21 protein-coding genes, 1 tRNA gene and 1 pseudogene are annotated in these 25495 nt (G+C 54.1%); 3 read left to right on the plus strand and 20 right to left on the minus strand.

Annotated elements, in window-relative coordinates; genetic code table 11:
- Positions 1-179: 179 nt before the first annotated feature.
- The 3 genes from fadJ to BMW97_RS15270 all read right to left on the minus strand — a co-directional run bounded on the left by fadJ (position 180) and on the right by BMW97_RS15270 (position 4168).
- Complete coding sequence (gene fadJ, locus BMW97_RS15260) at positions 180-2327, minus strand: fatty acid oxidation complex subunit alpha FadJ (RefSeq protein WP_045908746.1); 2148 nt, start codon at positions 2325-2327, stop codon at positions 180-182.
- Complete coding sequence (gene fadI / locus BMW97_RS15265) at positions 2327-3637, minus strand: acetyl-CoA C-acyltransferase FadI (protein ID WP_045908747.1); 1311 nt, start codon at positions 3635-3637, stop codon at positions 2327-2329. Before fadI ends, fadJ begins: the two co-directional genes overlap by 1 nt.
- A 246-nt stretch (positions 3638-3883) precedes the next feature.
- Positions 3884-4168, minus strand: coding sequence for a YfcZ/YiiS family protein (locus BMW97_RS15270; RefSeq protein WP_023336445.1), 285 nt, complete (start codon positions 4166-4168; stop codon positions 3884-3886).
- A 372-nt stretch (positions 4169-4540) separates the two neighbouring features.
- Here BMW97_RS15270 and fadL point away from each other — a divergent pair, with 372 nt between their 5' ends.
- The gene (gene fadL, locus BMW97_RS15275; RefSeq protein WP_045908748.1) at positions 4541-5824 is read left to right on the plus strand and encodes a long-chain fatty acid transporter FadL; all 1284 of its coding nucleotides are present in this window, start codon (positions 4541-4543) and stop codon (positions 5822-5824) included.
- Positions 5825-5868: 44 nt separating this feature from the next.
- Here the strand turns inward: fadL and mlaA are convergent, their stop codons facing one another.
- Positions 5869-6621 carry a phospholipid-binding lipoprotein MlaA gene (gene mlaA, locus BMW97_RS15280; RefSeq protein WP_023336447.1) on the minus strand — a complete coding sequence of 251 codons (753 nt, stop codon included), beginning with the start codon at positions 6619-6621 and terminating at the stop codon, positions 5869-5871.
- Between the two features lie 315 nt (positions 6622-6936).
- Between mlaA and BMW97_RS15285 the strand changes: the two genes are divergently transcribed.
- Positions 6937-7866 (plus strand): formate/nitrite transporter family protein, encoded by a 930-nt coding sequence (locus BMW97_RS15285; protein WP_045908749.1) that lies wholly within the window; start codon positions 6937-6939, stop codon positions 7864-7866.
- A 75-nt stretch (positions 7867-7941) separates the two neighbouring features.
- Positions 7942-8013, plus strand: a tRNA-Arg gene (locus tag BMW97_RS15290).
- 49 nt (positions 8014-8062) lie between these two features.
- Here BMW97_RS15290 and BMW97_RS15295 read toward each other — a convergent pair.
- The 16 genes and pseudogenes from BMW97_RS15295 to BMW97_RS15370 form a co-directional block, all read right to left on the minus strand.
- Positions 8063-9394 (minus strand): VasL domain-containing protein, encoded by a 1332-nt coding sequence (locus BMW97_RS15295; RefSeq protein WP_045908750.1) that lies wholly within the window; start codon positions 9392-9394, stop codon positions 8063-8065.
- 91 nt (positions 9395-9485) lie between these two features.
- Positions 9486-9956 carry a hypothetical protein gene (locus BMW97_RS15300; protein WP_090392977.1) on the minus strand — a complete coding sequence of 157 codons (471 nt, stop codon included), beginning with the start codon at positions 9954-9956 and terminating at the stop codon, positions 9486-9488.
- Between the two features lie 14 nt (positions 9957-9970).
- A complete protein-coding gene (tssE, locus tag BMW97_RS15305; protein ID WP_045908752.1) occupies positions 9971-10426 on the minus strand; it encodes a type VI secretion system baseplate subunit TssE in 456 nt (151 codons plus the stop codon).
- Positions 10426-10971 carry a type VI secretion system lipoprotein TssJ gene (gene tssJ, locus BMW97_RS15310; RefSeq protein WP_045908753.1) on the minus strand — a complete coding sequence of 182 codons (546 nt, stop codon included), beginning with the start codon at positions 10969-10971 and terminating at the stop codon, positions 10426-10428. Before tssJ ends, tssE begins: the two co-directional genes overlap by 1 nt.
- Complete coding sequence (gene tssG / locus BMW97_RS15315; protein WP_045908754.1) at positions 10949-12034, minus strand: type VI secretion system baseplate subunit TssG; 1086 nt, start codon at positions 12032-12034, stop codon at positions 10949-10951. The genes tssJ and tssG overlap by 23 nt, the downstream gene beginning before the upstream one ends.
- On the minus strand, positions 11998-13752 hold the full coding sequence (tssF, locus tag BMW97_RS15320) for a type VI secretion system baseplate subunit TssF (RefSeq protein WP_045908755.1): 1755 nt from the start codon (positions 13750-13752) through the stop codon (positions 11998-12000). The genes tssG and tssF overlap by 37 nt, the downstream gene beginning before the upstream one ends.
- A 42-nt stretch (positions 13753-13794) precedes the next feature.
- A complete protein-coding gene (tssA, locus tag BMW97_RS15325; RefSeq protein WP_045908756.1) occupies positions 13795-15396 on the minus strand; it encodes a type VI secretion system protein TssA in 1602 nt (533 codons plus the stop codon).
- On the minus strand, positions 15396-18833 hold the full coding sequence (locus tag BMW97_RS15330; RefSeq protein WP_045908757.1) for an ImcF-related family protein: 3438 nt from the start codon (positions 18831-18833) through the stop codon (positions 15396-15398). The genes tssA and BMW97_RS15330 overlap by 1 nt, the downstream gene beginning before the upstream one ends.
- On the minus strand, positions 18811-19938 hold the full coding sequence (locus BMW97_RS15335) for a hypothetical protein (protein WP_254783055.1): 1128 nt from the start codon (positions 19936-19938) through the stop codon (positions 18811-18813). The genes BMW97_RS15330 and BMW97_RS15335 overlap by 23 nt, the downstream gene beginning before the upstream one ends.
- Positions 19939-19943: 5 nt before the next feature.
- The gene (locus BMW97_RS15340) at positions 19944-20201 is read right to left on the minus strand and encodes a PAAR domain-containing protein (RefSeq protein ID WP_045908758.1); all 258 of its coding nucleotides are present in this window, start codon (positions 20199-20201) and stop codon (positions 19944-19946) included.
- Positions 20202-20215: 14 nt separating this feature from the next.
- Entirely contained in the window at positions 20216-22660 is a 2445-nt protein-coding gene (locus tag BMW97_RS15345; protein ID WP_045908759.1) for a T6SS phospholipase effector Tle1-like catalytic domain-containing protein, read from the minus strand.
- Complete coding sequence (locus BMW97_RS15350) at positions 22648-23181, minus strand: Tli1a family immunity protein (protein ID WP_045908760.1); 534 nt, start codon at positions 23179-23181, stop codon at positions 22648-22650. The genes BMW97_RS15345 and BMW97_RS15350 overlap by 13 nt, the downstream gene beginning before the upstream one ends.
- A 181-nt stretch (positions 23182-23362) precedes the next feature.
- On the minus strand, positions 23363-23896 hold the full coding sequence (locus BMW97_RS15355; protein ID WP_045909378.1) for a Tli1a family immunity protein: 534 nt from the start codon (positions 23894-23896) through the stop codon (positions 23363-23365).
- 181 nt (positions 23897-24077) lie between these two features.
- Positions 24078-24611 (minus strand): Tli1a family immunity protein, encoded by a 534-nt coding sequence (locus BMW97_RS15360; RefSeq protein WP_045418376.1) that lies wholly within the window; start codon positions 24609-24611, stop codon positions 24078-24080.
- 114 nt (positions 24612-24725) lie between these two features.
- A complete protein-coding gene (locus tag BMW97_RS15365) occupies positions 24726-25418 on the minus strand; it encodes a toxin Tle1 chaperone Tla1 (protein ID WP_254783056.1) in 693 nt (230 codons plus the stop codon).
- A pseudogene (locus BMW97_RS15370) lies at positions 25384-25494 on the minus strand (type VI secretion system tube protein Hcp); the annotation flags it as partial. The gene BMW97_RS15365 and the pseudogene BMW97_RS15370, both read right to left, overlap by 35 nt.
- Position 25495: the final 1 nt, after the last annotated feature.

Consider the following 25495-nt stretch of genomic DNA (forward strand, 5'->3'; position numbering starts at 1 on the left):
GGCGTTAACTACCCGCGATAAATGCTGAGAGGTAGAAAACCCGATGGCCGGGCATTGTGCCTGATCCATTCGGTGAATGAAACGCTGTTTTTTACCTCAATGGCGTAAGTATAGTCAATCTCTGTTTACAAAATCGCCAGAACAGGTTCATTCACCTCAGGATTTACCCTTCTTTGACCTCAGCTTACGAGGACAGTTTCCCTTGCAGGCCAAAATGTCTGGCCCCGTTCCGCCATCTGCAATAATTCGTCACACGGTGTAAAGCGTGGACCATATTGCGAAGCCAGACGTTGCAGGATAGCAACCACTTCACCCGCGCCGAGCATATCCATGTAACGGAACGGGCCGCCAAGGAACGGCGGGAAACCAATGCCAAATACCGCGCCAATGTCGCCATCGCGCGCGCTTTTGATTACCTGTTCACCGAAGCAGCGCGCCGCTTCATTGAGCATCATCATCACGCAGCGTTCAGCGCACTGAACGGCGGACAGTTTTCCCTGACCGGTGGTCGAAATAAGCCCATAAACCGAAGGGTCGACCTGTTTCTTGCTTTTACGCCCTTTCGCGCCGTAAAGATAGAAACCGCGTTCATTTTTTCTGCCTTTGCGATCGTCCTTCAAAATTGCAGAAACAATGTTTGCAGGCGGGCTAAAACGATCGCCATAAGCCGCCTCCAGTACAGGTATAATTTTAGTGCCGGTGTCTATTCCCACCTCATCCAAAAGTTGGATTGGGCCCACGGGGAAACCAAACTTTACCAGCGCCTCGTCGACGTGCTCGATCTTCTCGCCTTCCGTCAGCAGCCGCATGGCTTCATTAATATACGGCGCCAGAATACGGTTGACGTAGAAGCCGGCTTTGTCGGCGACCACGATCGGCGTTTTACCCTGCTTCTTCGCAAGTTTGACTACCGTGGCGATGGTTTGCGGGCTGGTGGTCGCGTGTGGAATAACTTCCACCAGCGGCATTTTTTCTACCGGGCTAAAGAAGTGCAGTCCGATCACCTGCTCCGGACGCGCGGCTTTTGCCGCGATATCGCCAATCGGTAATGACGACGTGTTAGAAGCAAAAATGGTGTGCGGGGCGCAATGCTGCTCAACGTCTGCCACCATCTGCTGCTTAAGCGCCAGATCCTCAAACACGGCTTCAATCACCAGATCGCGGTGCGCAAAACCGCTGTAATCCGTTGTGCCGGAGATCATCGCCAGGGTTTTATCACGTTCGCTTGCCTTGATATGGCGGCGCTTGACCTTTTGATCAAGGTTCTGCCAGCTGTACTGCAGCGCGTGGTTGATTCCCTTAGGATTAATGTCTTTGATGCGTACAGGCAATTTGCCTTTGCTTGCGGTAACAAAAGCGATACCGCCGCCCATAAGCCCCCCACCCAGCACGCCAATGGCACGCAGCGGCGCAGGCGATGCCTCGCTGCCCGGGTCTTTTTTCACCTCAGTGCTGGCGAAGAAGATGCTGCGCAGCGCCTGTGACTGGGGCGTCATCGCCAGTTCGCCAAAGGCTTTGGCCTCCGCGGCATAGCCGCTGCTGCTGCCCTGCGACAGCCCGGTTTCGATCACGTCCAGGATCCGCTTTGCCGCCGGGTAATTGCCTTTGGTCTTTTGTTCGGTCTTTTTGCCCACCATGTTGAACAGGAGCGTTCTGCCCAGCGGGCCGGCCAGCACGCGCTCGCGAACCGGCAGAGGACGTCTTGCCTGACGCCCTTTCAGCGCAAGCTCAACGGCGGCCTCCAGCAAAATGGACTGCGGCACGACGTCATCGACCAGACCGGCTTTCAGCGCCTGACGGGCACGCAGCTGTTTACCGGTTAAGATCATCTCCAGCGCCGTGCTGACGCCCACCAGGCGCGGCAGACGTTGCGTTCCGCCGGAGCCAGGCAGCAGCCCCAGCTGCACTTCCGGCAGGCCCAGAATGGTTTTCGGATCGTCGGTACATATACGGCTATGGCAGGCCAGCGCCAGCTCCAGCCCACCGCCCAGACACGCCCCGTGGATCGCGGCGATAACCGGGATCGGCAGGCTGTTGATCTCCGCCATCACCTGCTGGCCCTGACGCGCCAGCTCTTCGGCCTCCAGCGCGCTTTGCGCCCGGGCGATCATGTTGATATCCGCCCCGGCTATAAAGTTGTCGGGTTTGGCAGAGATAAACACCAGGCCGCGAATGGCTTTGTTCTCGCGGATCTGCTTTAGCATCGCGCGCACCTGAACGCCAAATTCAGCCTTCAGGGTATTCATCTTTTCATCAGGCACATCAATAGTGATAACGGCCACGTTATCGAGGCGAACCGTCAGATTAAATGCAGATGGCATATCCATTATTCAGCCTCCAGAACCATTGCTGCGCCAAGGCCGCCCGCCGCACATGCGGTTACAAGGCCAAACCCGCCGCCACGGCGACGGAGTTCATGTAATGTTTGCGTGATCATTCGCGCGCCGGTGGCGGCAAACGGATGACCGTAGGCGATAGAGCCGCCCAGCACGTTGAATTTACTCTGATCCACTTCGCCTGTGGCATGGGCGCGGCCCAGCACATCGCGTGCGAAACGCTCGCTTGCCAGCAGCTGGACGTTTGCCAGGGTTTGTGCGGCAAACGCTTCGTGCATATCAATCAGGGTTAAATCAGCCAGCGTCAGCCCCGCACGATCCAGCGCCAGCGGCGTGGACCACGCCGGACCTAACAGCATGTCCTGCCAGACGTCAATGGCGGTGAAGGCGTAGCTGCGTAAATAGCCCAGGGGAGTAATGCCCAGCTCCTTCGCACGGGATTCCGTCATCAGGATCACGGCGGCAGCCCCGTCCGTCAGCGGCGTACTGTTCGCCGCCGTCACGGTGCCGTGCTTGCGGTCAAACGCCGGGCGCAGTTTGGCGTAATCCGCCAACGTTGAGGTGCCGCGAATATTGTTATCTTCCGCAAGCGGTTCGCGATAGGGCGGAATGTAGGCGGTCATGATCTCGTCGGTCAGCTTGCCTTCCGACCAGGCTTTTGCCGCAAGCTGATGCGAGCGATGCGCCAGCGCATCCTGCTGTTCTCGGGTAATGCCGTAGGTTTTCGCCATCTGCTCGGCGGTATCGCCCATGCGCAGGCCGGTGGAATATTCCGCTACGGCAGGGGGGACAGGCATCAGATCGCGCAGACGTAAACGCGAGAAGAGTTTGAGCTTCTGACCCGTCGTGCGGGCTTTGTTGGCATCGACCAGGATACGCGCCAGCTTTTTACTGACCCCAATCGGCAGTACCGAAGAGGAGTCCGCTCCACCCGCTATCCCGGCGCGAATGGTACCCGCCATCAGACTTTCGGCGACGTTCGCCACGGCCTGGAAGCTGGTTGCGCAGGCGCGGCTGACGCTGTAGGCGTCGGTATGAACATTCATCCCGGTACCGAGGACGATTTCCCGCGCGATATTGGGGGCTTCAGGCATCTGCACGACCTGGCCAAAAACCAGCTGTTCGATGACCTCCGGCGGAATTTCGCTGCGAGCCAGCATCTCCCCCACTACCATTTTCCCCAGGTCGACGGCCGGTATGCCATGGAACGCCGTTGCCTGACGCGCAAATGGCGTGCGCAATCCACTGACGATGGCAATGCGATCGCCCTGACGGGTAATAAGCGGTAATGCCTGACTCATAACATTCCCCTGTAAAAAAATTTTCGCAAACGCAAAGTGGTCTGACCTGATAATAGTCTTAACCATTTTTTTACATTCAGCCAATCGGGGAAACGAAAAAATGCGAGCTAAAACACAGAGAAAAAAAAGAAAATGCCCCTGCATGGCAGGGGCATTTGTGCGGTATGTTGCCGGGTGGCGGCGTTGCCTTACCCGGCCTACACGATCGTAGGCCCGTGCAAGCGAAGCGCCGCCGGGCAAAAAGGATTAACGCAGACCCAGCTGGAAAATCAGCGTTTCTGCTTCGCAGGCGAAAACAAAGTCGATGTCCAGCTTCACGCCGCCTTCCACTTCGGTAAAGGTCGACTTGATTTCACACGGATCGGATTCAACATCACGCGCACGCTTGCTCAGCGCGGCCAGGGTCTCTTCCGCTTCGGCGCGGTTGGTGAACACACGGCTGTAAGACGCGGTGCAATCGGTGTTGTCCATGATGGTCCCAACATCCATACAGCAGCAAACCGGGGTTTCATCAGCACTGCATTTACTCATAGCTCAATTTCCTCTGTATTCGCGCAGCGCGCGAAATAAACACGATGCTGCTATTTTACGCCCCGGCTCGGGCTCTCTCCAGCCGTTAATGGCGCAAAATCGGATAAGTGACCAATATCACACTAAAAAATGATCTAAAACAAAAACCACCCTTTTGGGTGAGTCGCGATGGTCACAATTTTGCCAAGCAGATCTCGTTTCACGAAACATGTTTGAAAATATTAATAAACAAACTTGCAACATTCAGGCTGGTCGGACCTATACTCTGGCCACTGGTCTGATTTGTCTGTCATACCTCAGACCCTACACTTCGCGCTCCTGTTACGGTATGTAACAATTATTGAATAAAAATAACTCAATGAGGTTATGGTCATGAGCCAGAAAACCCTGTTCAACAAGACTGCGCTGGCAGTCGCAGTGGCACTCGTCTCCACTTCCGCATGGTCAGCGGGCTTTCAGTTAAACGAATTTTCTTCCTCTGGCCTTGGCCGCGCGTATTCGGGGGAAGGTGCGATTGCGGATGATGCGGGTAACGCGAGTCGTAACCCTGCATTGATCATGATGTTTGATCGTCCGACCTTCTCTGCTGGTGCGGTTTATATCGATCCTGATGTCAACATTTCAGGCAAGTCGCCTTTCACTGGTGCGAGCCTTAAAGCGGACAATATTGCCCCAACAGCATGGGTCCCTAACCTGCACTTCGTTGCACCTATCAATGAACAGTTTGGCTGGGGAGCATCCGTAACCTCTAACTACGGCCTTGCTACCGAGTTCAATAGCAACTATCCGGCTGGTGAATACGGCGGTAAAACAGACCTCACTACGCTGAACCTGAACCTGAGCGGTGCTTATCGCCTGAACGATAACTGGAGCTTTGGTCTGGGCTTTGATGCCGTCTACGCCGATGCCAAAATTGAACGTTACTCCGGAGAGCAAACTGCTCGCCTGCCAAAAAACAGCAATAAAATTGCCAGTCTTGAAGGTGATGAGTGGGGCTATGGCTGGAACGCCGGTATCCTGTACGAGCTGGACAAAAACAACCGTTGGGGCCTGACCTATCGTTCCGAAGTGAAAATTGACTTCGACGGCGATTACAAGAGCGGCATCCTGAAGCCGGTGAACAACCTGGTTCCTGGTGCGGGTACCACCATTCCTTGGGGAACGTCAAACCAGACCGTTCCAGGTTCACTGTCACTGCATTTGCCAGAAATGTGGGAAGTGTCCGGTTACAACCGCGTTGCACCTCAATGGGCGATCCACTATAGCCTGGCCTATACCAGCTGGAGCCAGTTCCAGGAGCTGAAAGCGACCGGAACCAATGGTCAAACGCTGTTCTATAAGGACGAAAGCTTCCACGACGCCTATCGTATTGCGTTGGGTACCACCTACTACTACGATAAAAACTGGACTTTCCGCTCCGGTATCGCATTTGACGACAGCCCGGTTCCGGCAGACAAGCGTTCTATTTCCATTCCGGATCAGGACCGCTTCTGGTTAAGTGCTGGCGCGACATATGCGTTCAACGAGAATGCATCCATCGATGCGGGCGTTTCTTATATGCACGGTCAGAAAGTTACGTTCCAGGAAGGCCCTTACGAGTTTACCTCTGAAGGTAAAGCCTGGCTGTTCGGTACGAACTTCAACTACGCGTTCTAATCGTACTGGAATCAAAAAAGGTGAGCATTGCTCACCTTTTTTATTTACTCGGAATCGATATCTTTTAGTTCGTTTTCGATAGCCTTCGCGTTTGGATTCTCTTCCGGCTTCAGCTTACCGCCGTTGGCAATAAAGTCATGATTCTGGAAGTACGCTTCACGCACCATAATGTACGGGTCAGAAGACTGGCGCAGCAGACCGTCAGAGTCGAGCAGTTGTGCACGGGTTTCAATCCCTTCCACCGTCCATTTACCTACCGACAGCGGCCAGGTCAGCCACGACAGAACCGGATACAGCGTATCGACCATATCACCGCCATCATCACGCACGGTGAAGCTGCCATAGAACGGCAGATGAACGTAAGGGCCGTAGCCGACACCATAATGCCCCAGCGTACTACCAAAACGGTGCGGCTGTTCACGCTGCAGTTTCGGGTTCGCCATGCCAGCGACGTCAATAAAGCCGCCCATCCCCAGAATGGAGTTCAGGAAGAAGCGGGTAAAGTGCACCATCCCCTGATACGGGTCGCCCTGCAGGAAGTAGTTCACCATTACCGCAGGCTCTTCGAGGTTGCTGGTAAAGTTACTTAACCCGTTACGCGCGGGTTGTGGAACATAATCGCGCCATGCCACTGCCACCGGGCGAACCACATACGGGTCCAGCACGTTGTAGTTGAAGCTATACATGGAGCGGTTAAATCCTTCGAGAGGATCGGAGCGTCCCGTTTGCTCCCCGGAGCTGGCGCAGCCCACAAGCATCGTCGCGCCCAGCGCAAGCGCCGACAGCCGAAGTTTCATAAATATCTCCCTGTTCAGTATGGCTATCGTTGATTGCCATCCGTAACGGAGCCGTTGACGCTCCGTCTGTAAACGTGCAAGCGATTGTAACAGCACGTTTACCGATGTCTATGAGCACAATTACGGGCAGTAACCACCGTGACTCTGATCTCAGCATAGCCTGGCTTTTGGAATTCGTTTCGCTGGCAATTTTATAATGTCTTTGAAAGAGATGTATCACCTTTGTTGTCATTGCCGCCAATTTAAGAGCATCCCCACAGGCATCCCGACAAAAGCCGCTACGCTTAACAGAAAGATCAACCTCCGGGAGCAGATATGAAAGAAGTGGGCGAAGAAAAAATTGGCGAGAGCAATGAGGAAATTGAAATTGAAAGTGAGGAGAAAGCGCGCGGCGAGAAAATAGAAATTGATGAAGATCGCCTGCCTTCCCGCGCAATGGCCATCCACGAGCATATCCGTCAGGACGGTGAAAAAGAGATGGAGCGCGATGCCATGGCCCTCTTCTGGTCAGCTATCGCCGCTGGGCTCTCAATGGGCGCATCTCTGCTCGCCAAAGGGATATTTCATGTTCAGCTGGAAGGCGTACCCGGCGGATTTTTACTCGAGAATCTCGGCTATACCTTCGGCTTTGTGATTGTCATTATGGCCCGCCAGCAGCTGTTTACCGAGAACACGGTGACCGCCGTTCTGCCGGTAATGCAAAACCCTACCCTCGGCAACTTCGGTTTATTGATGCGTCTGTGGAGCGTCGTCCTGCTGGGTAATATCATCGGCACAGGCATCGCGGCCTGGGCGTTTGAATACATGCCGATCTTTGATGAACCCACCCGGGACGCGTTTGTAAAAATCGGCATGGATGTGATGAAAAACACGCCGGTGGAGATGTTCTCGAATGCCATCATCTCCGGCTGGATCATCGCCACAATGGTCTGGATGTTTCCTTCAGCAGGGAGCGCCAAAATTGTGGTGATTATATTGATGACCTGGCTGATTGCGCTGGCTGATACCACGCATATCGTGGTCGGTACCGTTGAAATACTGTATCTGGTCTTTAACGGTACGCTTCACTGGAGCGATTTTTTCTGGCCGTTCGCCCTACCGACGCTGGCGGGTAACATCTGCGGCGGAACGTTTATCTTCGCGCTGTTAAGCCATGCCCAAATCCGTAACGACATGTCGAACAAACGCAAAGCTGAGCTTAAGGCACGGGAAAATGATGATAAATCGACAAAAAAATCGTCCTGAATGGTGACTCTTTGAGCAGTCAGGCGGCGATGCGCTTAACGCATAGTGTAAATAAGGCTATACTCGTGCCGCCTCGTCCCCTTAGTTAAATGGATATAACGAGCCCCTCCTAAGGGCTAGTTGCAGGTTCGATTCCTGCAGGGGACACTTTGACCTCCACGTGTTGTTGAACACATTCGCCTGTCCACCGCAGAATTTACTGCGAAGAAGAATCCCGTTTTATTTGAGCGTAACGCGTTGCCAGCTGTTTAAGACGCAACTCCAGCTGGGTCTTTTCAGCTTCAGGAAGCACACCTCCTGCTGGATGCTGTGACAGGCGTCTGAGTTGTTCTTCAGCCGGTATTGTTTGGTTAAATGACTGTATAGTCGAAAAAACCACCGATTTAAGCTCACTCACCGTGATATATTTTCCCTTTTGCTCATCCAGACTACTCAGCCGATGGCTCAGTTGCTGTAGCTTCATCATTCCCTGATACCAGCTGTTCATGGCCTCAGCAGGCAACGCTGCCGCGTTAAATTTTTGCTGCCACTGCACGGCAAGCGGCTTTGCCTCCTCCGGCCGCACCGTCTGGAGTTGCGCTAACAGCTCAAGGCTGTAGGAAATATTCCAGTCAGGGGGCAGCTTATCCAGTCGGGCAAGCTGCTGCTGCGTTTCTGTGATAAACGTGGACGGTAAAGTGCCTCGCTGTGCTAACGCCTCTTGCTGAGCAGGTGTAAGTACTTCAGGTAACGGCGCCAGCGAGGCAACAACCTGAGTCGTTAAGGGATCGGGTCTGGACAGAAAGCCCCCTCCCCACGCCGCGGCGAGGCTGACCACCAGCATAGAACACATCCCGGCGACAAAAGGCTTCCATGGTCTGACCGCCCCGTGCGCTGTCGTAAGACCCTCTGCATCAGGCTGATTTTCCGGCTGCACAACATAGACCCATTTCACGTCGTCAACCGGTTCTGCCCTTTCCTGAGGTAATTCGCAACCGGGCATCATGCGTGCATTCAGATCTGATGCGTCATTACTGCTTTCCAGCCGTTCAGCATTCGAACGTATCATTGTTCGTAACGTATCGAACTGGCTTAGGTGTTTCAGTTCAAGACGCTGGAGCACCGCACTCAGCCGGGTAAGCAACGTTTCAGCACTGTAAAGCTCACTTAGATGGCTGTTGTTGAGTGGAAGCATACGCATGCGCTGCTGCAGTCGCTGGCTCAGGCCGGTAAGGATCTCCAGACGAGTATGTAGCGTCTTCGGCCAGAAAACGTCCCACTGATGGCTAATCAGGGCCTCCAGAATCGCCAGCCCTTCGTTCAGGCCAGCCAATCCAGACAGGTGAGTCCGGGCAAGGGTGTACCAGGCCGCAGTCTGCAACTCCACACCGTTTTGTTCAAACAGAGAGAGACAGCGTTTTTCGACATATTGCCAGTTTACATCCGGGCGAGCAGGATGCGCCAGCTTGCTGAGCTCATCGCGGAGGGCGGCGTAATCTGGCAGCGTGCGCGGGTCGCCGCCGGTTTTTAACGTTATATGTGTGGTCATCCTGGAGGGCCTGCATATCCGTGTGGTTAATTTCGTCAGTTGATGTGAGGGGCTATTTTGCGTTTAAAAGTGCAATGACTCAGAAATATCGCTATGGCAGCAGCGCTAAAATCAGACCGAAAAATACACCTTCATCAAATAGTTGTCCGGACCGGGATGAGGTATCAGGGGGAGTAAAGATCCAGCCATTTGCGTTCCCCACCCGCATGAACAGACGTCCTTGAGAAATCAACTTGTCCCCGGAATAGAAAGTCACCTCGACACAACCGGCGACGCCCTGTCCATACAGAAAGATCGGCATAAATTTGACCGCCCGGCTGTCATAGCGCAAAACGATACCGGAAATCTCAAAAGCCCCGCCCTCCACCAGCAGATCTGGAACGGATACCGTCAGTGGCTCCACATTCAGTCCCGTATCCGTCAGCCACGCGTCCATTTGCTCCTGAAGCTGGGCCATTCGCTGGCGAAACTCTGCAATATCAGCCTGACTCTTGCTGATGGCAGGAACAGGTGCAGGTTGGCGTGCCTGCAACTTCTTCAGGAACTGTAATTTTACAGACATGATGTTATCGGACCTTATATACGAAGAGTGGTGTCGAGATACTGCTGTTGCCTGAGATGCCTTAACAGGACCCGTCCTTCGGGCATAAATTCAGTCCCGTAGCGCACCAGGCCAATCCCTTTAAGTTCAGCGTCAATGGCATAGCACAGTTCGCCGGGGACGTTCTGTTCCAGCAGGACAACGGTTATTTTTTTCAGGCGGGGTTCATATTTGAGCAGGACGGCAGACAATGTGCCCATCAGCTCATGGGCCGTTCCCGGCATGCCCTGCAGGATTTTGGTCATATCCGGCAGGCCGTAGTCAGGCAGATGCGCCAGCGTGCCGGCACGACAGTTGAGGATACGCTGCATGTTATCCAGTACCGAGAGGATGACCTGATTTTCCTCACTGACCTGGTTGAGATTGAGGCCACCTGTAAAATTTCCCGTTAACATTTCATACAGCGAAGGCGTGTTATGTCCGTAGGGCATCAGTCGTCCTTAAGCGGTTGCAGCGTCAGAGAGTTATCACCTGCTTCCAGGATACGTGGTTTATCCGGATCCAGGTCACTGCGTTTGATAACCTGCTTCCAGGCGTTGTTGTCCATATCCGGATGGCGGAACAGCCCTACCACCGCGACAAACTGCGCCTTTTCTTCCATTGGCATATCAAGGTTTGCATCGCCACCCGGTTTCACCACGACATCACGAATGGCCAGCATGTCGTCTTTGAGAATGGTGCTATCATCCTGAAGCAACTGCTGATACACCGTCTTATCAAAGGTTTTGCGGTCTTTGAGCTGGTAAACCCTTATCACCACCGGCTGAGACAGCGAGTTACTTTCACGGGAGTCGGTGTTCAGCGCTTCACGTGCGGTAAAATCCAGATGCAGGATTTTAATTTTTTTATAGAACACAGAATTGAACGCCGATCTGGTACCGTCGGTGACGCTCTGCGTTACCCCACAGCCCGTCAGAGTGAGTGCTATCAGCGGCATCAGCCAACGCGTAGTCTTAATTAAACTTGTACGTAACACGTCTGTTTCCTTGTTGTGTTTTTGCAGGCTCCAGGCCACTGTAATAACCCAGCTCTGTCGTAAAGGTCTCAGGAATATCATCCGGAAGGCTATCATCATCAGCGCCCAGCACGCCGTTCAGTCCCAGCCAGAAAGGATTGTCTCCAAGCGGTGGAACGGCCAGCAGACGTACGGAAGTGGTCAGGGTAATTCTGGCTTTAAACCGCCAGCCCAGATATACCCGTAGCATTACCAGGAAATCCAGGTACAACTGGCCATCCGGTTTCCAGCCCTGCGCTTCCTGTTCGTTGTCCGTTGCGAGAGCAACCAGCAGTTGGCTGCCGGCATCCATCGCTTCGTCACCCAGAGGCGTATTGCCATCAAGAAGAAACTCTTCGTCACCGTAAAAACCCAGCGGCCTGTCAATATCTACAGGCCGGAGACAATACGGACTCACCTGCACCGTCGTATCGGGCGCCAGCAGGCGCACCAGTGCCTGCATCCCTTCCTGAGTTTTGCCCGGCTGCTGCAGCACACCCAGTAGCGCCAGAAAGCGGGACACTGGCGTGGCTATATGATTCGCAGTGCCCGGTATTCCCAGACCAACCAGACCCAATAACGACTGCGAAATGCTGTCGGTACCGCCGGGCTCAAACGTGGCCGGATACGAGTATTTACGCCAGACGCGGTAAAACTGCGTCAGGATGCGATGACTGAAAATATCCAGAAACCCCTGCAGCGCCTCATGTCCTTCCCGGCGCTGGGAAATGTCATCGAGATAGGCAGTCGGTAGAGGCGAATCAACACCGTACATCCCCATAAAGGTCGTGCGGATAATCGGTGGCCTGCTGTCATCATCCTCGTCATACTCGACAGCCTTCAGTTCACTGGCCGGGAACCCCATTCCAGGGTGCGGCGCAAAGCGTACCGGGTCATCCGCCGGATGGCTGGTAGAGCCCATCAGCGGCCTGTCCGGATGGCGCTTCTCCAGTAGCTGGCATAAACGATAAAAGTTGATGCGGTGAAGATCGGCCTCCAGCCGCGGGGTCAGCCGGGAATACGGCGGTTGTGCTTCTCTTCCCATTCCAGGCGCTCTCCGGTCGGTTGCAGAATAATAATCAGGCGGTTAAACAGATAGATATCGGTGTACAGTGCAAAGAAGCGGCTCAGCATCTCGCCGAACAGACAGATATCGCCGCGCCCGGCAAAGCCGTTGCTCTCAAGCGTCACCTCAATCTGCACCCCGCGCACCAGATATCCCTGCTCAAAGCGTTCCGTTTCACTGTGCTTCACATCGATAATCGCCTCCAGACGACGGCGGTTCATCTCGCTGTCAGTCCACTCGTACAGCGCCAGCGTGCCGCGCAGCACGTCGGCATTGTCCATCATCGACAGGAAGCCGCTGCCGAGATGGCTCAGCACACGCCAGTGAAAGCGATCCTGTGCTGGCGGATAACAAGGCAGCGTCGGCGCACACAGGTTACGCACGGCGATACTGGCTGAAGTGGTTTTCATCACTGTATCGAGCACGGTACTTTGCAACGCTCTGCGAGGTAGTTGGCCATTGGTGCCGGTTAGCGTCAGCGACAGGCTTTCATCCTCCGGCACCGTGTGGTTATCAAACGCTTCCCCGCCGAGGATAAGCCAGGTGTTATGCAACCCCGACGGGCCACGGCGCACGCGGGTGTGGTAGTAATATTCCGGGGCTTCATGGCGCATCATTCCGCCCTTGTGGCGGAAGCTTGAAAATGGCACGTAGGTATGCTGGCTCGATGACATCACCGAATCCACCGCATATATCTCGGTGTGGCCATCCTGCACGCGCATCGGGCGCAGCATGTATTCGGTCTGCAGGGAATTGAGCGTCAGCGGATCGGATTCCAGCGGGAACAGGTTAATCACCGGCACACAGTTCAGGCGCAGATGCTTTTCGGTAAAGCTGAAATCATGCTCCCAGCGTTCTGCCAGCACCACGTCGATTTCAAACCATGGGAGCTCAGCCGGAAAGGCCACGGTCTCCAGCCCACGCAGCCCCGTGAACATGAATTTCTCACGGAAGGTGAAGTACTCGAGCAGCAGCTGATAGCCGCTAAAGCTGCTGCTTCCCTTCGGCCACAGGACGTCATCATCGCCAAAGCCCAGCGCGGTGAAATACCCGTCGAGCGGTCTTCTGTCCATGTCGCCCGGCATCCGCAGCCAGATGCGCGCTGTATTCATGGTAAAGGCTTCATGCATTGCGCAGGCCAGCGGTGCATCAGCGTTGAAGTAGAGCGGGATCTGGCTGAGATCGATACGACTCCAGTCGGCAAGATGGCTGCAGTTAAAGCGCAGGCTGATAACCGAACGCCCGTCAGGGTCAGTCGACAAGCGGGCTTGCTCCAGCGACAACGGCAGGAGGGTGATCTCTTTGGTTGTGGTGTACCGACAACGCGTGGCCTTCTCGCCGATCGGCCGCGAGTTCACTTCGAAACCTTTGGCGATGCGCATCTGCTCTTTCATCTCACGCCAGTCAGGGGTGAACTCCACCACCGACATTGACGGAATGGTACGCAGGTAATGCGGCCACAATAGGCTGACCAGGCCTTCGGTCAGCTCCGGTAAGTCATCGTCGAGCTTTTCACGAAGGCGGCCCATCAGGAAGGCAAAGCCCTCGAAAAGCCGCTCCACGTAAGGGTCGCGCGCGCCCGCTTTATCGAGATTGAGCATTGCCGCCTGCTCGGGGTGAGCACGGGCAAACTCTTCGCCGGCTTCCAGCAGGTAGCGCATTTCAGCGTCGTAGTAACGCAGGGTTAAGTCGTCCATAAAAAACCTGAGTATAGGAATGTTAAAGGTAGCCAGGCGTTTTTATCCGCAAAGCACCGCACTACTTGCCGGGTCGAGCGCAATCAGACCGGCAAGAAGCTGGTCCATCTCCGGCTGAAGACGTGATTTATCGGTTTCACTGCGTGTAGCTTTCATGCGTAGCAGTCTGAGGCGACGGGATTTCACTTCAAATAACAGGGCCGGTGTCCACTGCGTGAGGGTGATTGACCGTGCGGCGCTATCGAGTTCACCCAGCAGATGCAGGGCAAGCTCATTTTTACCCTTTTGCTCGGCTATGCGGGCCATCAGCAGGCGCAGCAGCCATTTGTCTTTTGTAGAGTCGCAACCTGGACGGGTCTGGAGCCAGTGAAGGGTGGCATCCAGACCGTCAGTGTCCGCTTTCTCCAGCGCTTCCGGCTCGAGGAGCAGGATATCGTTATCTGTCTGAGCAGCAGCACTGACCGGCTCATCCCGCCAGTTGGACAAATCGTCCAGCACGCTCTGATTTATCCAGTTGAGCGTGACTTCATCGGCAAACGGCGTTCCGTCATTAAAGGCCAGCGTTTCAAGTCCTGTGAGACGGCTCAGCAGCCCTTTCAGATCGGCGATGATGATATCGGCAAGCACATCGTGCCCCAATTTCACCAGAGCCTGGTGGATATACCACTGCAAATCCAGCCAGAGGTGATTAGCACCACGCGAGAAGGTGCTGTCCGCCTGCTCCAGTATCTCCAGCCAGCTCTGCTGCAGGTACAACCGTTTAAGCATTGCCCGCTGGTCAGCCCGCGGTGGTTCGATACGTGTTTTCCCTTCGGCATCCGGTGCAGGGATCGCTCGCAGCGTGTCATGGCGCAGGCTTTTCATCAGCCGGTGTGCGGCAAGCCAGCCATCGGGCTGCTCGCGCAGATATCCCGTCAGGGTACGGGCCTGGGCCAGCAAATCCTGACCGGAGGTGATGCGGTTCAGAACCGGCGCATCTGACTCGGTCGCATGCGTAAAGGGCTGTGACTGCGCCTTATTCCCTGCGTTCTGCGGTACCACGGCATCCACACCACCGGCCTTCATCAGGCGAGACTCCAGCCCGCTGTACAGGGCATTCAGCTCTGGCCGCGATGCCTCCGGCTCTGTCTCCAGACAGGTACTGATGAGCAGCAAGGCCCCGGCTGTACGCTGTGCATCCTCGCGTATGACCTCCGGGAACAGTGACAGACTGTCCAGGACACGGCTACCGGCAAGCCATTCCAGTGCAGCCTTGCGGCTTCGGTCCCGCTGCGGGTGAAGCTGCATGCCGTAGCGCTGCAATAATCCGGCAAGCAGTTCAAGCCCTTCGGCAAAGCCGGCTTCGCCATGCTGGTGGAGACGCGCCCAGCAGTAGTAGGTCACAATCCGGATGTCTTTGGCCGTGGTGGTCAGTAACTTTTCAGCAAGCGTGCATATCAGTTCGGTATCAATCCCAGAGAGCTTATTAACCTCTTCGCGGATACGCTGAAAATCATCGTCATATCCCGGGTCTTCCCCTGTCGGACTGGCTACGCTTACCGGAGCAAGCCAGGGCTGCCAGTTATCCGTGCGCGTCTGCGCCTGTTCACGCAGCTGAGCATCGTCAGCCTGACAGGCGGTAACCAAATTCTGCAATGCGCTCATTATTCGACGCCCTCCATGTCATTGTTTTCCGTATTAGCCATCAGCGCCTGAGCGGTGGCCGCGCTGTCGACACTGAATATGTGATCCGGCAGCGTGAAACCACGCAGATCCAACAGCGCCAGCGGGCCTTTTCCGAGCTGGGAGCGCAGCACCCACTGCAGGGTGCGACCATCCGGTGCGGTAAAGCTCATCATCCACTGGCTGCGGTCAAGCTGCTGACGCTTGCTCAAGTCCAGCCAGCGGATAAAGCCCCAGGTTCCGCTGTAATCCCCGAACAGGCGCGCACCGGCGTTGACCGTGGTCCATGTCAGCATCGTTCCCGGCTTGTAAGTCTCTCCCGGCCAGCGGAAGCTTTGCCAGTCGGCCATCTGGTTGAAGTAGTGCAGCTTTTGTCCATCAATGGTTAGCTGCGTCTCCACCACCTGTGGCACAGGACGCGCCTGCAGCTCAAAGCTGATGCCCTGACTGCCATCGGTGAACAGGATGTCTGACAGCTGGCTCAGCTGGTTAATGGCCCGCAGGAAGGCCGGGTTAAAGTTCAGCCCCTGGCTGTTGACCTTATCCGGTACCCACTGGCTACCCTCTTTGTGCAACACACCGTTGAGCTCTGTCGACAAGAAGCGCTCTATCCGTCCACTGTCCTTACGCACAAATTCAGCCAGCATCGGTAAAGAGGCATCACTTTTGCTGGCAGCAAACGGGAAACGACCGTCAAAGGCAGTTTGCCAGTTCGCGACAACCGAGCGGCTCCATTTGTCATTCAGACTGGCTGCCGACGGCTGAAGTACGGTCTCCCAGGCCTGGGTCAGCGGCTGCACAAACATTGTGCTGCCAAATCCGCTCCACTCCTCACCAAGACTTGCCGAAATCAGGCTACCGTATTGTTGAGTGTCGGTGAGGTCCACGCTTTTGCCCTGGAATACGGTCTGCGCCAGGGTCTGCATCATTGCCTGCGGGTCAGAAGCGCTGGCCACCTGCTGCAGTCGCAGACGCACGCGGGTGATACGGGTCAGATACGTCTGCAGACTCAGGGAGTTGTCCGCCGACATGACGTTACCGCCTTTGTTTTTACCCAGAAGCTGTAGCAGCGGGCCAAAGGTATCGTCCAGCGGCCCCTGCGGCCCTGACGCAGACTGATCAATGGCAGGTTTATCTTTTCCACCGACGAGATCTTTAGCCGATTTGATGAGGGAGTCCGAAAGACCTTCGCTTTGCTGGCCTGTCTGTCCCTGCCAGGCGAGGGTATTCATCAGGGCAATCAGTGGCGACTGGCGGACATCGCTCATCAGCGTAAGCTGGTCGGTAACGTCCGCAATATTGTTTGCCGGGTTCCAGTGCAGGCTGTTAAGGAAATTCAACCAGCTGCCGGCAAAGTCAATGAAATAACGCTCTGTCAGGCGTGCTTTGAGCGCTTCCGGCGACAGATCCGCCGATACGGCTTTACGGGAATCACTCAGCACCCAGTCAATTTCATCCCGGCGGGAATTTGCAGCCTTTTCGATAGCCTGCTGAATGCCACCTTCCCAGGCCTGGCGGGTGAACATGCCCGGCACGACCTCCTCGGTAGTAAAAAGTCGACGCGCATCGGTACCGCTGGTCATGTCCTCCAGGGAGACATCGGCGAAGTTACGACGCACTGACTTGAGCATATTTTCATACAGTGTGCTTTCAGCGTTACGACGCCCAATTTGCTGCAACAGCAACTGGCGACTCTGGCTGACCAACTGCACATCCGGTGTGATTTTCCACTGGGGCTGCTTAGGCAGTTCGGTGATGTAGAAGGCCCACAAATCCGGCGCCAGGCTTTGCCACAGACCGGTAGAAATACCCATTCGTGTCGGCTGCACGCTTTTCAGAGTCTGGGCGTAAAACGCGCCGTCGACTTTATCCGGACGAGACATCATCAGCCACGCTTTAAGCTGGTCATAACCCGGCTTCGCCAGCTGTGCACGCTGGTCACTGTTGGGGGCAGAGTTTGCCAATGCGCTGAGTTTTTGTGTCAGCGTCTGATTCGCCGGGTCGCGTATCAGGCGGTTGTTTGCCACGCCGTACCAGGGTAGCAACGCATCGAGCAGCTGCTGGTTATGGTCCAGACCGAAGCGCTGGTACCAGGGCGCTCCTTCCTGAATACGGTGCTGCAGGCGGCCAGCGTCATTACGCAGGGTATGCAGAGCCGTGAGCTGGTAATCCGATACGGAAGGATGCTCCACCAGCGCATGCGCCTGCTCGGCAACAGAGACTATCTGCATGCGGTTGACCGCGAACGACAGCAGTGTACCCGCTCCCCAGATACCGATGATGGTCATCAGTGTCCAGGCCAGCGTCTGTTCCCAGGCCATACCAACACGGCGGCCACGAACTCGGGTGCAGTCTTCAATAATACCCTGCCAGGTTACGGGCAGAGTAAGGGCATGACGCTGTACAGACGCGATAGAGGACTCTGCGTCAGTAGATTTTTTGTCCGGCAGGCAGCTAAATATCAGGCCACGCAGCGGAACACGCTGCTGAGAGATAAAGAGCCATGGCGTCAGTTGCTGAGCCCAACGGGCAATGCCGCCGTCTTTGAGATGCTGGCCCAGACGTAGCAGGAAATCGTGACGGTTGTTCTCAGCGGCCTGGTTCACCCCCTGCGTCCGCAATGCCGGCAGCATCAGTTCAAGCTGACCGATAATGTCGCTTTCTTTAGCGCGCAGCGGGAAATGAGCCCCCACCACCTGCTCAATACGCTTAGCCTGCGACCATTTACTGTCGCGCAGTTGCCATAACCATACCGGTGCGGAATAACGCAGCAGTTCGCTGATTTTTTCCAGCCCGCGTAAATCGTTGTCACTCATCTGTGGTGTCAGGTTAAATGCTGGAGGTATGACCCGGATAACCCCGTCCAGTGGACGTCCCCGGCGAAGTTTACGCAGCGCGGTGTATTTTTCGCGATCGGGCTCAGAAGCCAGACTGCCGCCATAAATCAGTACAGTACGATTGTCTTCAAGCCACTGGTTTTCCTGCAGACCAGGAACCAGCTGTTCGATTGCCGTCTCATCACCGGTAACCAGCAGCAGGCGGACGTTACGGCGCCAGAAAAGGGTGTAGCGCTTGCGCAAAGAACCCGCGATTTCGGCTTTTAATCCCTGCTGTTTTACTTTTTGCTTTCTGTGGTTTTCTCTCTCTCCTCGCGTCGAGAGCGTCTTGACATGCCATATCTGCCACAGCTGAACGCCGAGAAAACCCAGCACAATCAGGCAAACTAACGCAATCCAGGCAATGCCGCAGACAATAAGCAGGGGCCGAACCGATTCCCAGCCCAGCGAGACATCAACAGCGAAATACCAGTAGAGGAGGCCTCCAAAAAGTATCACCAAAGTGACAACAGCAAGGGTGATAGTCACCGTTACGGCAGTCGAGATACTTGTGTCTGGTTTAAGGGCGTTTTCCTTTTCCATGTGGCTTTACTATTCCAAGAGCGAGGGTATGTTGAGGATCGGTACTAATCCAGCCGCAAGGCTGTGCTTCGTTTTGGGCAAAAAGAGCGGCAAGAGAAATAACAATAAGAGGTTCCATGCTTCCCGGCATTCCCCAATAGCTGTCCTGCAGGTTATGGGTGGTATTCCAGCCACACTCGTCAATCTGGGGAATTTGAGGATGCGAAAACAAAATGCAGGCGGCCGGATCTTCCTTAAGTTCACATTGAGTAACTGCGCGTTCGCAGACGATGTTCAATTTGTCTGAAGCAAAGGCGTCATAATATTCCCCCCGAGGCATCACCACTGGTGCGTCAGTGCCTATCAGCCACAGTACTGCGGACTCCCCTGCGGGCAACAGGCTATCAGGTGAAGCGGGGCATGAAACGCATCCAACCACAAGATACTGACTTTTCGCATCCTCACGAAGCAGGGCCGTCAATCTCGCAAGCGTCGCCTCTCCCTCCCAGCGTTCAGGCTGGTCTGGCAATGCGATCCCTGGAAAAGAGTCCTTCATTTGTGCATAAAAAGCTGACCATACGAGGGCATCTCCCAGAAAAAAACACTGCGAGATCGACCGCGGCATATCGCGTGGGCTCGTCTTCCACTGCATCACCAGCGCGCGAACCAGCTGCTGCTCCCGTTCCTGACTCTCTGTGGAGAAGGTTCGGGCAATACGCAGTGTTTTCCCACCAGACTCGTGACGTTCAGCAGGGGGCCGCTGAATACGGCGAAGCACCCTTTGCCAGTCCACCGTTTCCACACCTGCCGGGCCAAGCAGCAGGACGTCTTGCAGCCCAAGCAGGCTTTGATGTTCTTCCCACCACAGGCTCTGCTCGTGCCTGACGTTGCGTTGCCAGGCCATTGCATGGTGCAAAGAGAAGCGGTAATAAAGCAGTCGGCAAAGCCAGAGAAAACCGATGGAGACCAGGGCAAAGCCCATTACCGCAAAAGCCGCAGCGCTGCGGTTTGCCTCGCCAGTCAACGCCCCAGCGCCTCCGGCAAGTAAAATAATAAATGCCCCTGCCTGCAGCCAGCGACGGGTTATGGGTGCTCTGGCTGTCTCCCAGACAGGATACTCCGGCACGTTCCTCACTGTTCGATACCAAAATCAGGGAAGGAACTCACCAGCGTGCAGCCGCACGCGCAGCGATGTCCATGCAGGGCGACAGGCTGACCATCGACCTCTGAGAGTGTACTGCCTTCCGCAATGATCGTCATACCGTGCTTGTTGCATTTAACCGCATCCCCTTTAGCGGCTATCCCTTTACCAAAACAGAGATAGTGTCCCCCCAGAACCTTACCGCCATACTCCTTCAGGGTATCTCCCTCACGAATGACCTGTTTCATTCACTGCCTCCTGCTCAGGTAGTCACCAGCGATTGTGCTTTTTCCAGCCATCCGGACTGAATAATTAATTTCGCCATCTCCAGGCGCTTTTCACCTATTGCTGCGGTCTGTTGCGCCGTGACCACGCCAGGCTCTGTGGTAAAGGCTTTTAACGCATCAGCGTTGTCGACCATTGGGATAGCCAGTCCGGTCAGGTAATCCACTGCCTGAGATTCCAGCGTGAATAGCCCGGCCGTTGCGGCAAGGCCAGCCAGTTTTGCCGACGTGCCTTTCTGCCTGAAGCTGAAGATCACCCCACCCACCACCGTGGCGGCTCCAACGACATCACCGGCAATGGTCAACGGAGAGAGCGATTTATTGCAGTTATCACCGAAGTAGATCATCCGGTAGAGGAAGTAGCTCCCCCAGGGCTCACGCGTTCCCAGCGCGTAATGCATAAACCACGCACGGGAATCATGTACCTGATCGTCAAAAAGCGCTCTGACCAGCCCGGCCGGGGTGTCAGCGTTTGAGGCCTCTCCGAGCGGCGGGAACAATGTCGCAACCTTCGTGTCGGCTGAGGCTTTGATCAGGGCATATTCTCGCGGCCTGTCATCGATATTAAGCAGGAATATGGTGTTGTGCGGGATGGCCGCCAGCACCAGTTGCCCAATGCTGGTCGGGCTGCGGAGCTGTTGTCGATAGTCTTCGCCAAACTCCACCGCGGCCTGCTTCAGCTGGGTTTGAGCGATATCCGGGTCAAAGTCCTTTATCCCGGCTTCCAGCACTAACTCATCCATTTTATCTGCAGGCTGGCTGGCGATTTTCTCTCTCCGTCGGGCCTCAACCGCCCCCTGCTTCAGGTCCCGTTTAACTTTGGACGTTTCCAGCGCTCCCGGGTTGCCATCTTTGTCCGATGCCCGCAGGTAAAACGGCGTAGTAAGCATGGTGCCTTTGGCATAGCGGTCGATTCGCCACGCGGTGATCCAGGCTATCTGATTTTCGAAGGCTTTTTCGAGACTGACTGTCGCCCGAGGAGGATCATATTCTGCAGCCTGTTCGTCAGTTATTTTCTTCCCTGAGGGGGGGAGATTAAGTGTGAGTTCTCGCCAGGCGTTGAAGCGGTTAATTAACGATGGGTGGAGTGAATACTCCTTAAGGACATCAAGAGGAAGAGTTCGCCATCTATCATTTTTTAAATCATCAGGTATAGCATTAATCGCAACCTTTAATGGAGCTCCAGCACTAAAAGCGTTGCAGTACATATCATGTAACGCGATTTGGGAAAGTATCTGACTATCGCTTACATCTATATAATTTGCTTTCCCTTGATCACCTGGTGGGTACCCGCCGCCAATATCTGAATGCATACCCGGATAAACTATTTCCTTGCTGTTTGCCGGATATTGACCGTCAGCTCGACGAATAGAGTCCAGCGGGAAACAAAGACGCTGCTCGTGGGAGGACACCAGATGCACGCAATTCTTAATCAGTCCGCCGTAAGTTTTTTCATTTGGCAACTCCTGGGTGTTGTCGGCCCAGGACATATGCCCTTCCGCCACCGGGGCTACATGCGCAACCCCCACGGACGCCACGGTATCCAGCAGCCCAAGAAATTCCACGCTGACGGGAATTTTCAATTCATCAACCATCAGGCACTGCTCGGGCTTTTCGTCTTTGCCTGTTGGTACGGGCAGCAGCTCGCTCAGCCAGTTGACAAAGGCACGCGCTGCGGCCGCCCCGCGAGAGAAGCCGTACACATACAGCTTAATCGCCAACAGCTTTGGCTGCGTGGGGCTCGGCTGCTGCAACGCAGGACCCAGCAAAGGCTTCAGCTTTTTTAGCTCATCGGTAAACGTTTCGTAACGATTATGGCTCCCGGTTAAACCAAAGGTGGCCCAGCTCGTACCCATTCGATCCAGTGCTTTTCGGCTTTCAGCATTACTCATCCATTTCTGAGTCAGCGTAAATTTCAGAGCATCAATAATGCGCAGGAGCCCCCAGTTAATTCTCTCCTCTCCCATCGCCGCTGTAGCCAGCCCCCAACCGGTATAGTCAAGATCGTTAATTTCAGGAAAAGGGGTGCCCACGCCCGGAATATAATATTTAAAATACCGCCCGGAAACGGCTTCATTGCTGTCAAAAAGAGCATCAGACTGACCAATACCCCCTGCATACCCGCTGCCGATAGAGGCACGAAACAGACGAGCAATATTTGTCGGGTGTTTTTGCTCAGAGAGATAAAGATCGTTATTAATATTATTACCGGTGCCATCAAAGAACAGACTAATATGCAGTGTTTTGCAGCAAGGCATATCTACCAGCTTGTTTTTAGCCTGGCAGAGTTCATTGCGGTAAGCTCGCTCCCGGCTTTCCTGCTGCCTGCAATTTTTCCCCACCAGTGTCGCCTGCGAAGGCAAACGTCCTTGCGCAGGAAATTCAGGCGGGTACCAGACCAAATCCGTGGTTACTTCGGACATACTTTCGGCTCCTTCATTTCCAGCGGAAGTTTGATTGGATAATTAGCATTAGCAGGTGACCAGCAGCTGGTTGTTACCTTTACGTCATCACAGGGTAAAAAATGTACCGTAATACCGCAGGTTTCCTGTCCTGTATAATCGGGAAGCGGTACTATTTTGCTATGTTCTCTGTTATTTGCACTCATTTTCTTTTCCCAGGCCTTATATTTTTCATAGTCAGCAAATCCCGGGAATCCCTCTGTGGAAGCCTCACCGCTTTCCCAGTCTATACGTACTGTCATTCCGGGTTTCCAGACTGTCGGTACACCATAGCAACACCCACCGCCACCGCCGTCAAAAGGCCCGATAGCATCTATGCCCGACTGACCGTTTACGCTGAAATGATTGATGGCCCATTTGGTATGGTTAATCGCTTTTATTGTTCCCGTACCACCGCTTTGCGTTTGTGCCTCAGCCTTTGGCTGACTGCATCCGGCCAGTAAGAAAACACCCAGTAATACGCCTGAAATTGTTATCTTCATCCTTATTTTCCTTGTATTGCGTCGTCCACTCTTACAGGTAAAATCATTTAGTTGTGCCGCCGGCTGACATAATTAAATCATTTCTGTTCAGGGATAAATTTCTGTTCAGGTTATGGTCGACAGGCTTTAAGCCTGCGGCCCCGAGCAGGAAACTCAGGTGGGTACCAGACCAGATCCGTGGTTACTTCGGACATACTTTCGGCTCCTTCATTTCCAGCGGTAGTTTGATCGGGTAGGACGGACTACCGTAGGTGAAACAACTGGTCGTTACCTTTACGTCATCGCAGGGTAAAAAATGCACCGTAATACCGCAGGTTTCCTGTCCTGTATAATCTGGCAGTGGGACTGTTTTGCTGTGTTGGCGATTTTGTGCCGTAATTTCTCTTTCCCAAGCTTTATACTTTTCACGATCAGCGAACCCGGGGAAACCTTCAGAAGTTCCAACACCAGTTTGCCAGTCTATGCGAACAGCCATTCCCGGCTTCCAGACTGCCGGTACGCCATAGCAACACCCCCCGCCGCCGCCATCAAAAGGCCCGATAATATCAATACCCGACTGACCGTTTACGCTGAAATGATTGATGGCCCATTTGGTATGGTTAATCGCTTCTATTGTTCCTGCACCACCACTTTGCGTTTGTGCCTCAACCTTTGGCTGACTGCATCCGGCCAGTAAGAAAACGCCCAGTAATACACCTGATATTGTTATCTTCATCCTTATTTTCCTTGTATTGCGTCGTCCACTCTTACAGGTAAAATCATTTAGTTGTGCCGTCGGTTGACATAATTAAATCATTTCCGGCCCGGGATAACTTTCTGTTCAGGTTATGACTGGCAGGCTGTAAGCCTGCTGCCACGAGCAGGAAATTCAGGTTGATACCAGACTAAATCCGTGGTTACTTCGGACATACTTTTGGCTCCTTCATTTCCAGGGGGAGTTTGATCGGGTAATTTGCATTAGCAGGTGACCAGCAACTGGTTGTGACCTTCACATCATCACAGGGTAAAAAATGCACCGTAATACCGCAGGTCTCCTGTCCTGTATAATCGGGAACAGAAACTGTCAGACTATGCTGTTTCTTTTGTGCATCGATTTTAGTTTTCCATGCAAGGTACTTTTCTTCATCTGCAAATCCTGGAAAACCAGCAGAAGAACCCTTGCCAGTTTCCCAGTCAATTCTGACCGTCATTCCGGGCTTCCAGACCGCAGGTGCCCCGTAGCAGCAACCACCTCCGCCACCGTCAAAAGGGCCAATAGCATCTATGCCCGACTGACCGTTTACGCTGAAATGATTGATGGCCCATTTGGTATGGTTGATGGCTTTTATTGTTCCCGTCCCACCGCTTTGCGTTTGCGCCTCAGCCTTTGGCTGACTGCATCCGGCCAGTAAGAAAACACCCAGTAATACGCCTGATATTGTTATCTTCATCCTTATTTTCCTTGTATTGCGTCGTCCACTCTTACACCTGCTGGACCTGAGCCGGAAATTCAGGCCGGTAACAGATCCGTGGTTACTTAGGACATACTTTCAGCACCTTCATTATCAAATTCCGGCATGCAATCGGGTCAAATAGTCGATCACCCAGGCATCACGTTTATCGTCGAACAATACGCCGGCCTGGGTAGCGCTCACCATTCCCTCAAAGCACGCCCTGAATTCAGCTTCCTTTGAGGCAAACATCGTTGTCATTAGTAACTTCTGGTCAATAAAACGTTTTGCATCACATAAGCACATAAGTTTTTCATATTGCTTATCGCTGAAATCTACTTGCTCAGCGCACTCGTCGCGCTTCGGGATTTTCCCGCTTCCTGTAAGCCATACCGACTGTCCATCACGATCCTGCCATCCCCAGCCTATTACGGGTCTTTTAAGTTGCGCCTGCTGTTCAGCGCTCAGAATATCCGTAAAAAGATAAGAAAAAATACGAGTATCCCAGAACCGAAAAACACCTTCTCTGCCTTCCTGGCGGGCATTAACGATTTCAGTAAGCCATTTACCCAATCCAGACAATGTCCATGGCGAACATATAATCAGTAAAGGTGCCGTTGAGGACATTTCTTTTGCAAGCGCCTGAAGCCAGTTCCATTGTTGCAGATCGTCAAACATAACCCGCACCAGCAGAGGCGCATCTTCGGGATAAATCTCTTCCGGTAAACCCTTATACAGCGACTGCCATTTTATCTCCGGAGAAAAGCCGGATATGCTCCTGTGCAACCACTTCGATGCTGCCTTCACGATCCTGAACGTCAACAGACCCTTTGATGTCCGCGCCGCCGTCGTCCTTCAGCCAAAGATAAACAGGAATTGCCATG

The sequence above is a fragment of the Enterobacter sp. NFIX58 genome, assembly GCF_900110475.1.
Taxonomy (GTDB): domain Bacteria; phylum Pseudomonadota; class Gammaproteobacteria; order Enterobacterales; family Enterobacteriaceae; genus Enterobacter; species Enterobacter quasiroggenkampii.

Bases quoted from the DNA above. Each gene is read 5' to 3' on its own strand.
- BMW97_RS15285 (WP_045908749.1), top strand. From the start codon at position 6,937: ATGAAAGAAGTGGGCGAAGAAAAAATTGGCGAGAGCAATGAGGAAATT.
- fadL (WP_045908748.1), top strand. From the start codon at position 4,541: ATGAGCCAGAAAACCCTGTTCAACAAGACTGCGCTGGCAGTCGCAGTG.
- BMW97_RS15300 (WP_090392977.1), bottom strand. From the start codon at position 9,956: ATGTCTGTAAAATTACAGTTCCTGAAGAAGTTGCAGGCACGCCAACCT.
- BMW97_RS15350 (WP_045908760.1), bottom strand. From the start codon at position 23,181: ATGAAGATAACAATTTCAGGCGTATTACTGGGTGTTTTCTTACTGGCC.
- fadI (WP_045908747.1), bottom strand. From the start codon at position 3,637: ATGAGTCAGGCATTACCGCTTATTACCCGTCAGGGCGATCGCATTGCC.
- mlaA (WP_023336447.1), bottom strand. From the start codon at position 6,621: ATGAAACTTCGGCTGTCGGCGCTTGCGCTGGGCGCGACGATGCTTGTG.
- BMW97_RS15360 (WP_045418376.1), bottom strand. From the start codon at position 24,611: ATGAAGATAACAATATCAGGCGTATTACTGGGTGTTTTCTTACTGGCC.
- BMW97_RS15340 (WP_045908758.1), bottom strand. From the start codon at position 20,201: ATGAAACAGGTCATTCGTGAGGGAGATACCCTGAAGGAGTATGGCGGT.
- BMW97_RS15330 (WP_045908757.1), bottom strand. From the start codon at position 18,833: ATGGAAAAGGAAAACGCCCTTAAACCAGACACAAGTATCTCGACTGCC.
- tssA (WP_045908756.1), bottom strand. From the start codon at position 15,396: ATGAGCGCATTGCAGAATTTGGTTACCGCCTGTCAGGCTGACGATGCT.
- fadJ (WP_045908746.1), bottom strand. From the start codon at position 2,327: ATGGATATGCCATCTGCATTTAATCTGACGGTTCGCCTCGATAACGTG.
- tssE (WP_045908752.1), bottom strand. From the start codon at position 10,426: ATGCCCTACGGACATAACACGCCTTCGCTGTATGAAATGTTAACGGGA.
- BMW97_RS15355 (WP_045909378.1), bottom strand. From the start codon at position 23,896: ATGAAGATAACAATATCAGGTGTATTACTGGGCGTTTTCTTACTGGCC.
- tssF (WP_045908755.1), bottom strand. From the start codon at position 13,752: ATGGACGACTTAACCCTGCGTTACTACGACGCTGAAATGCGCTACCTG.
- BMW97_RS15345 (WP_045908759.1), bottom strand. From the start codon at position 22,660: ATGTCCGAAGTAACCACGGATTTGGTCTGGTACCCGCCTGAATTTCCT.
- tssG (WP_045908754.1), bottom strand. From the start codon at position 12,034: ATGGGAAGAGAAGCACAACCGCCGTATTCCCGGCTGACCCCGCGGCTG.
- BMW97_RS15295 (WP_045908750.1), bottom strand. From the start codon at position 9,394: ATGACCACACATATAACGTTAAAAACCGGCGGCGACCCGCGCACGCTG.
- BMW97_RS15270 (WP_023336445.1), bottom strand. From the start codon at position 4,168: ATGAGTAAATGCAGTGCTGATGAAACCCCGGTTTGCTGCTGTATGGAT.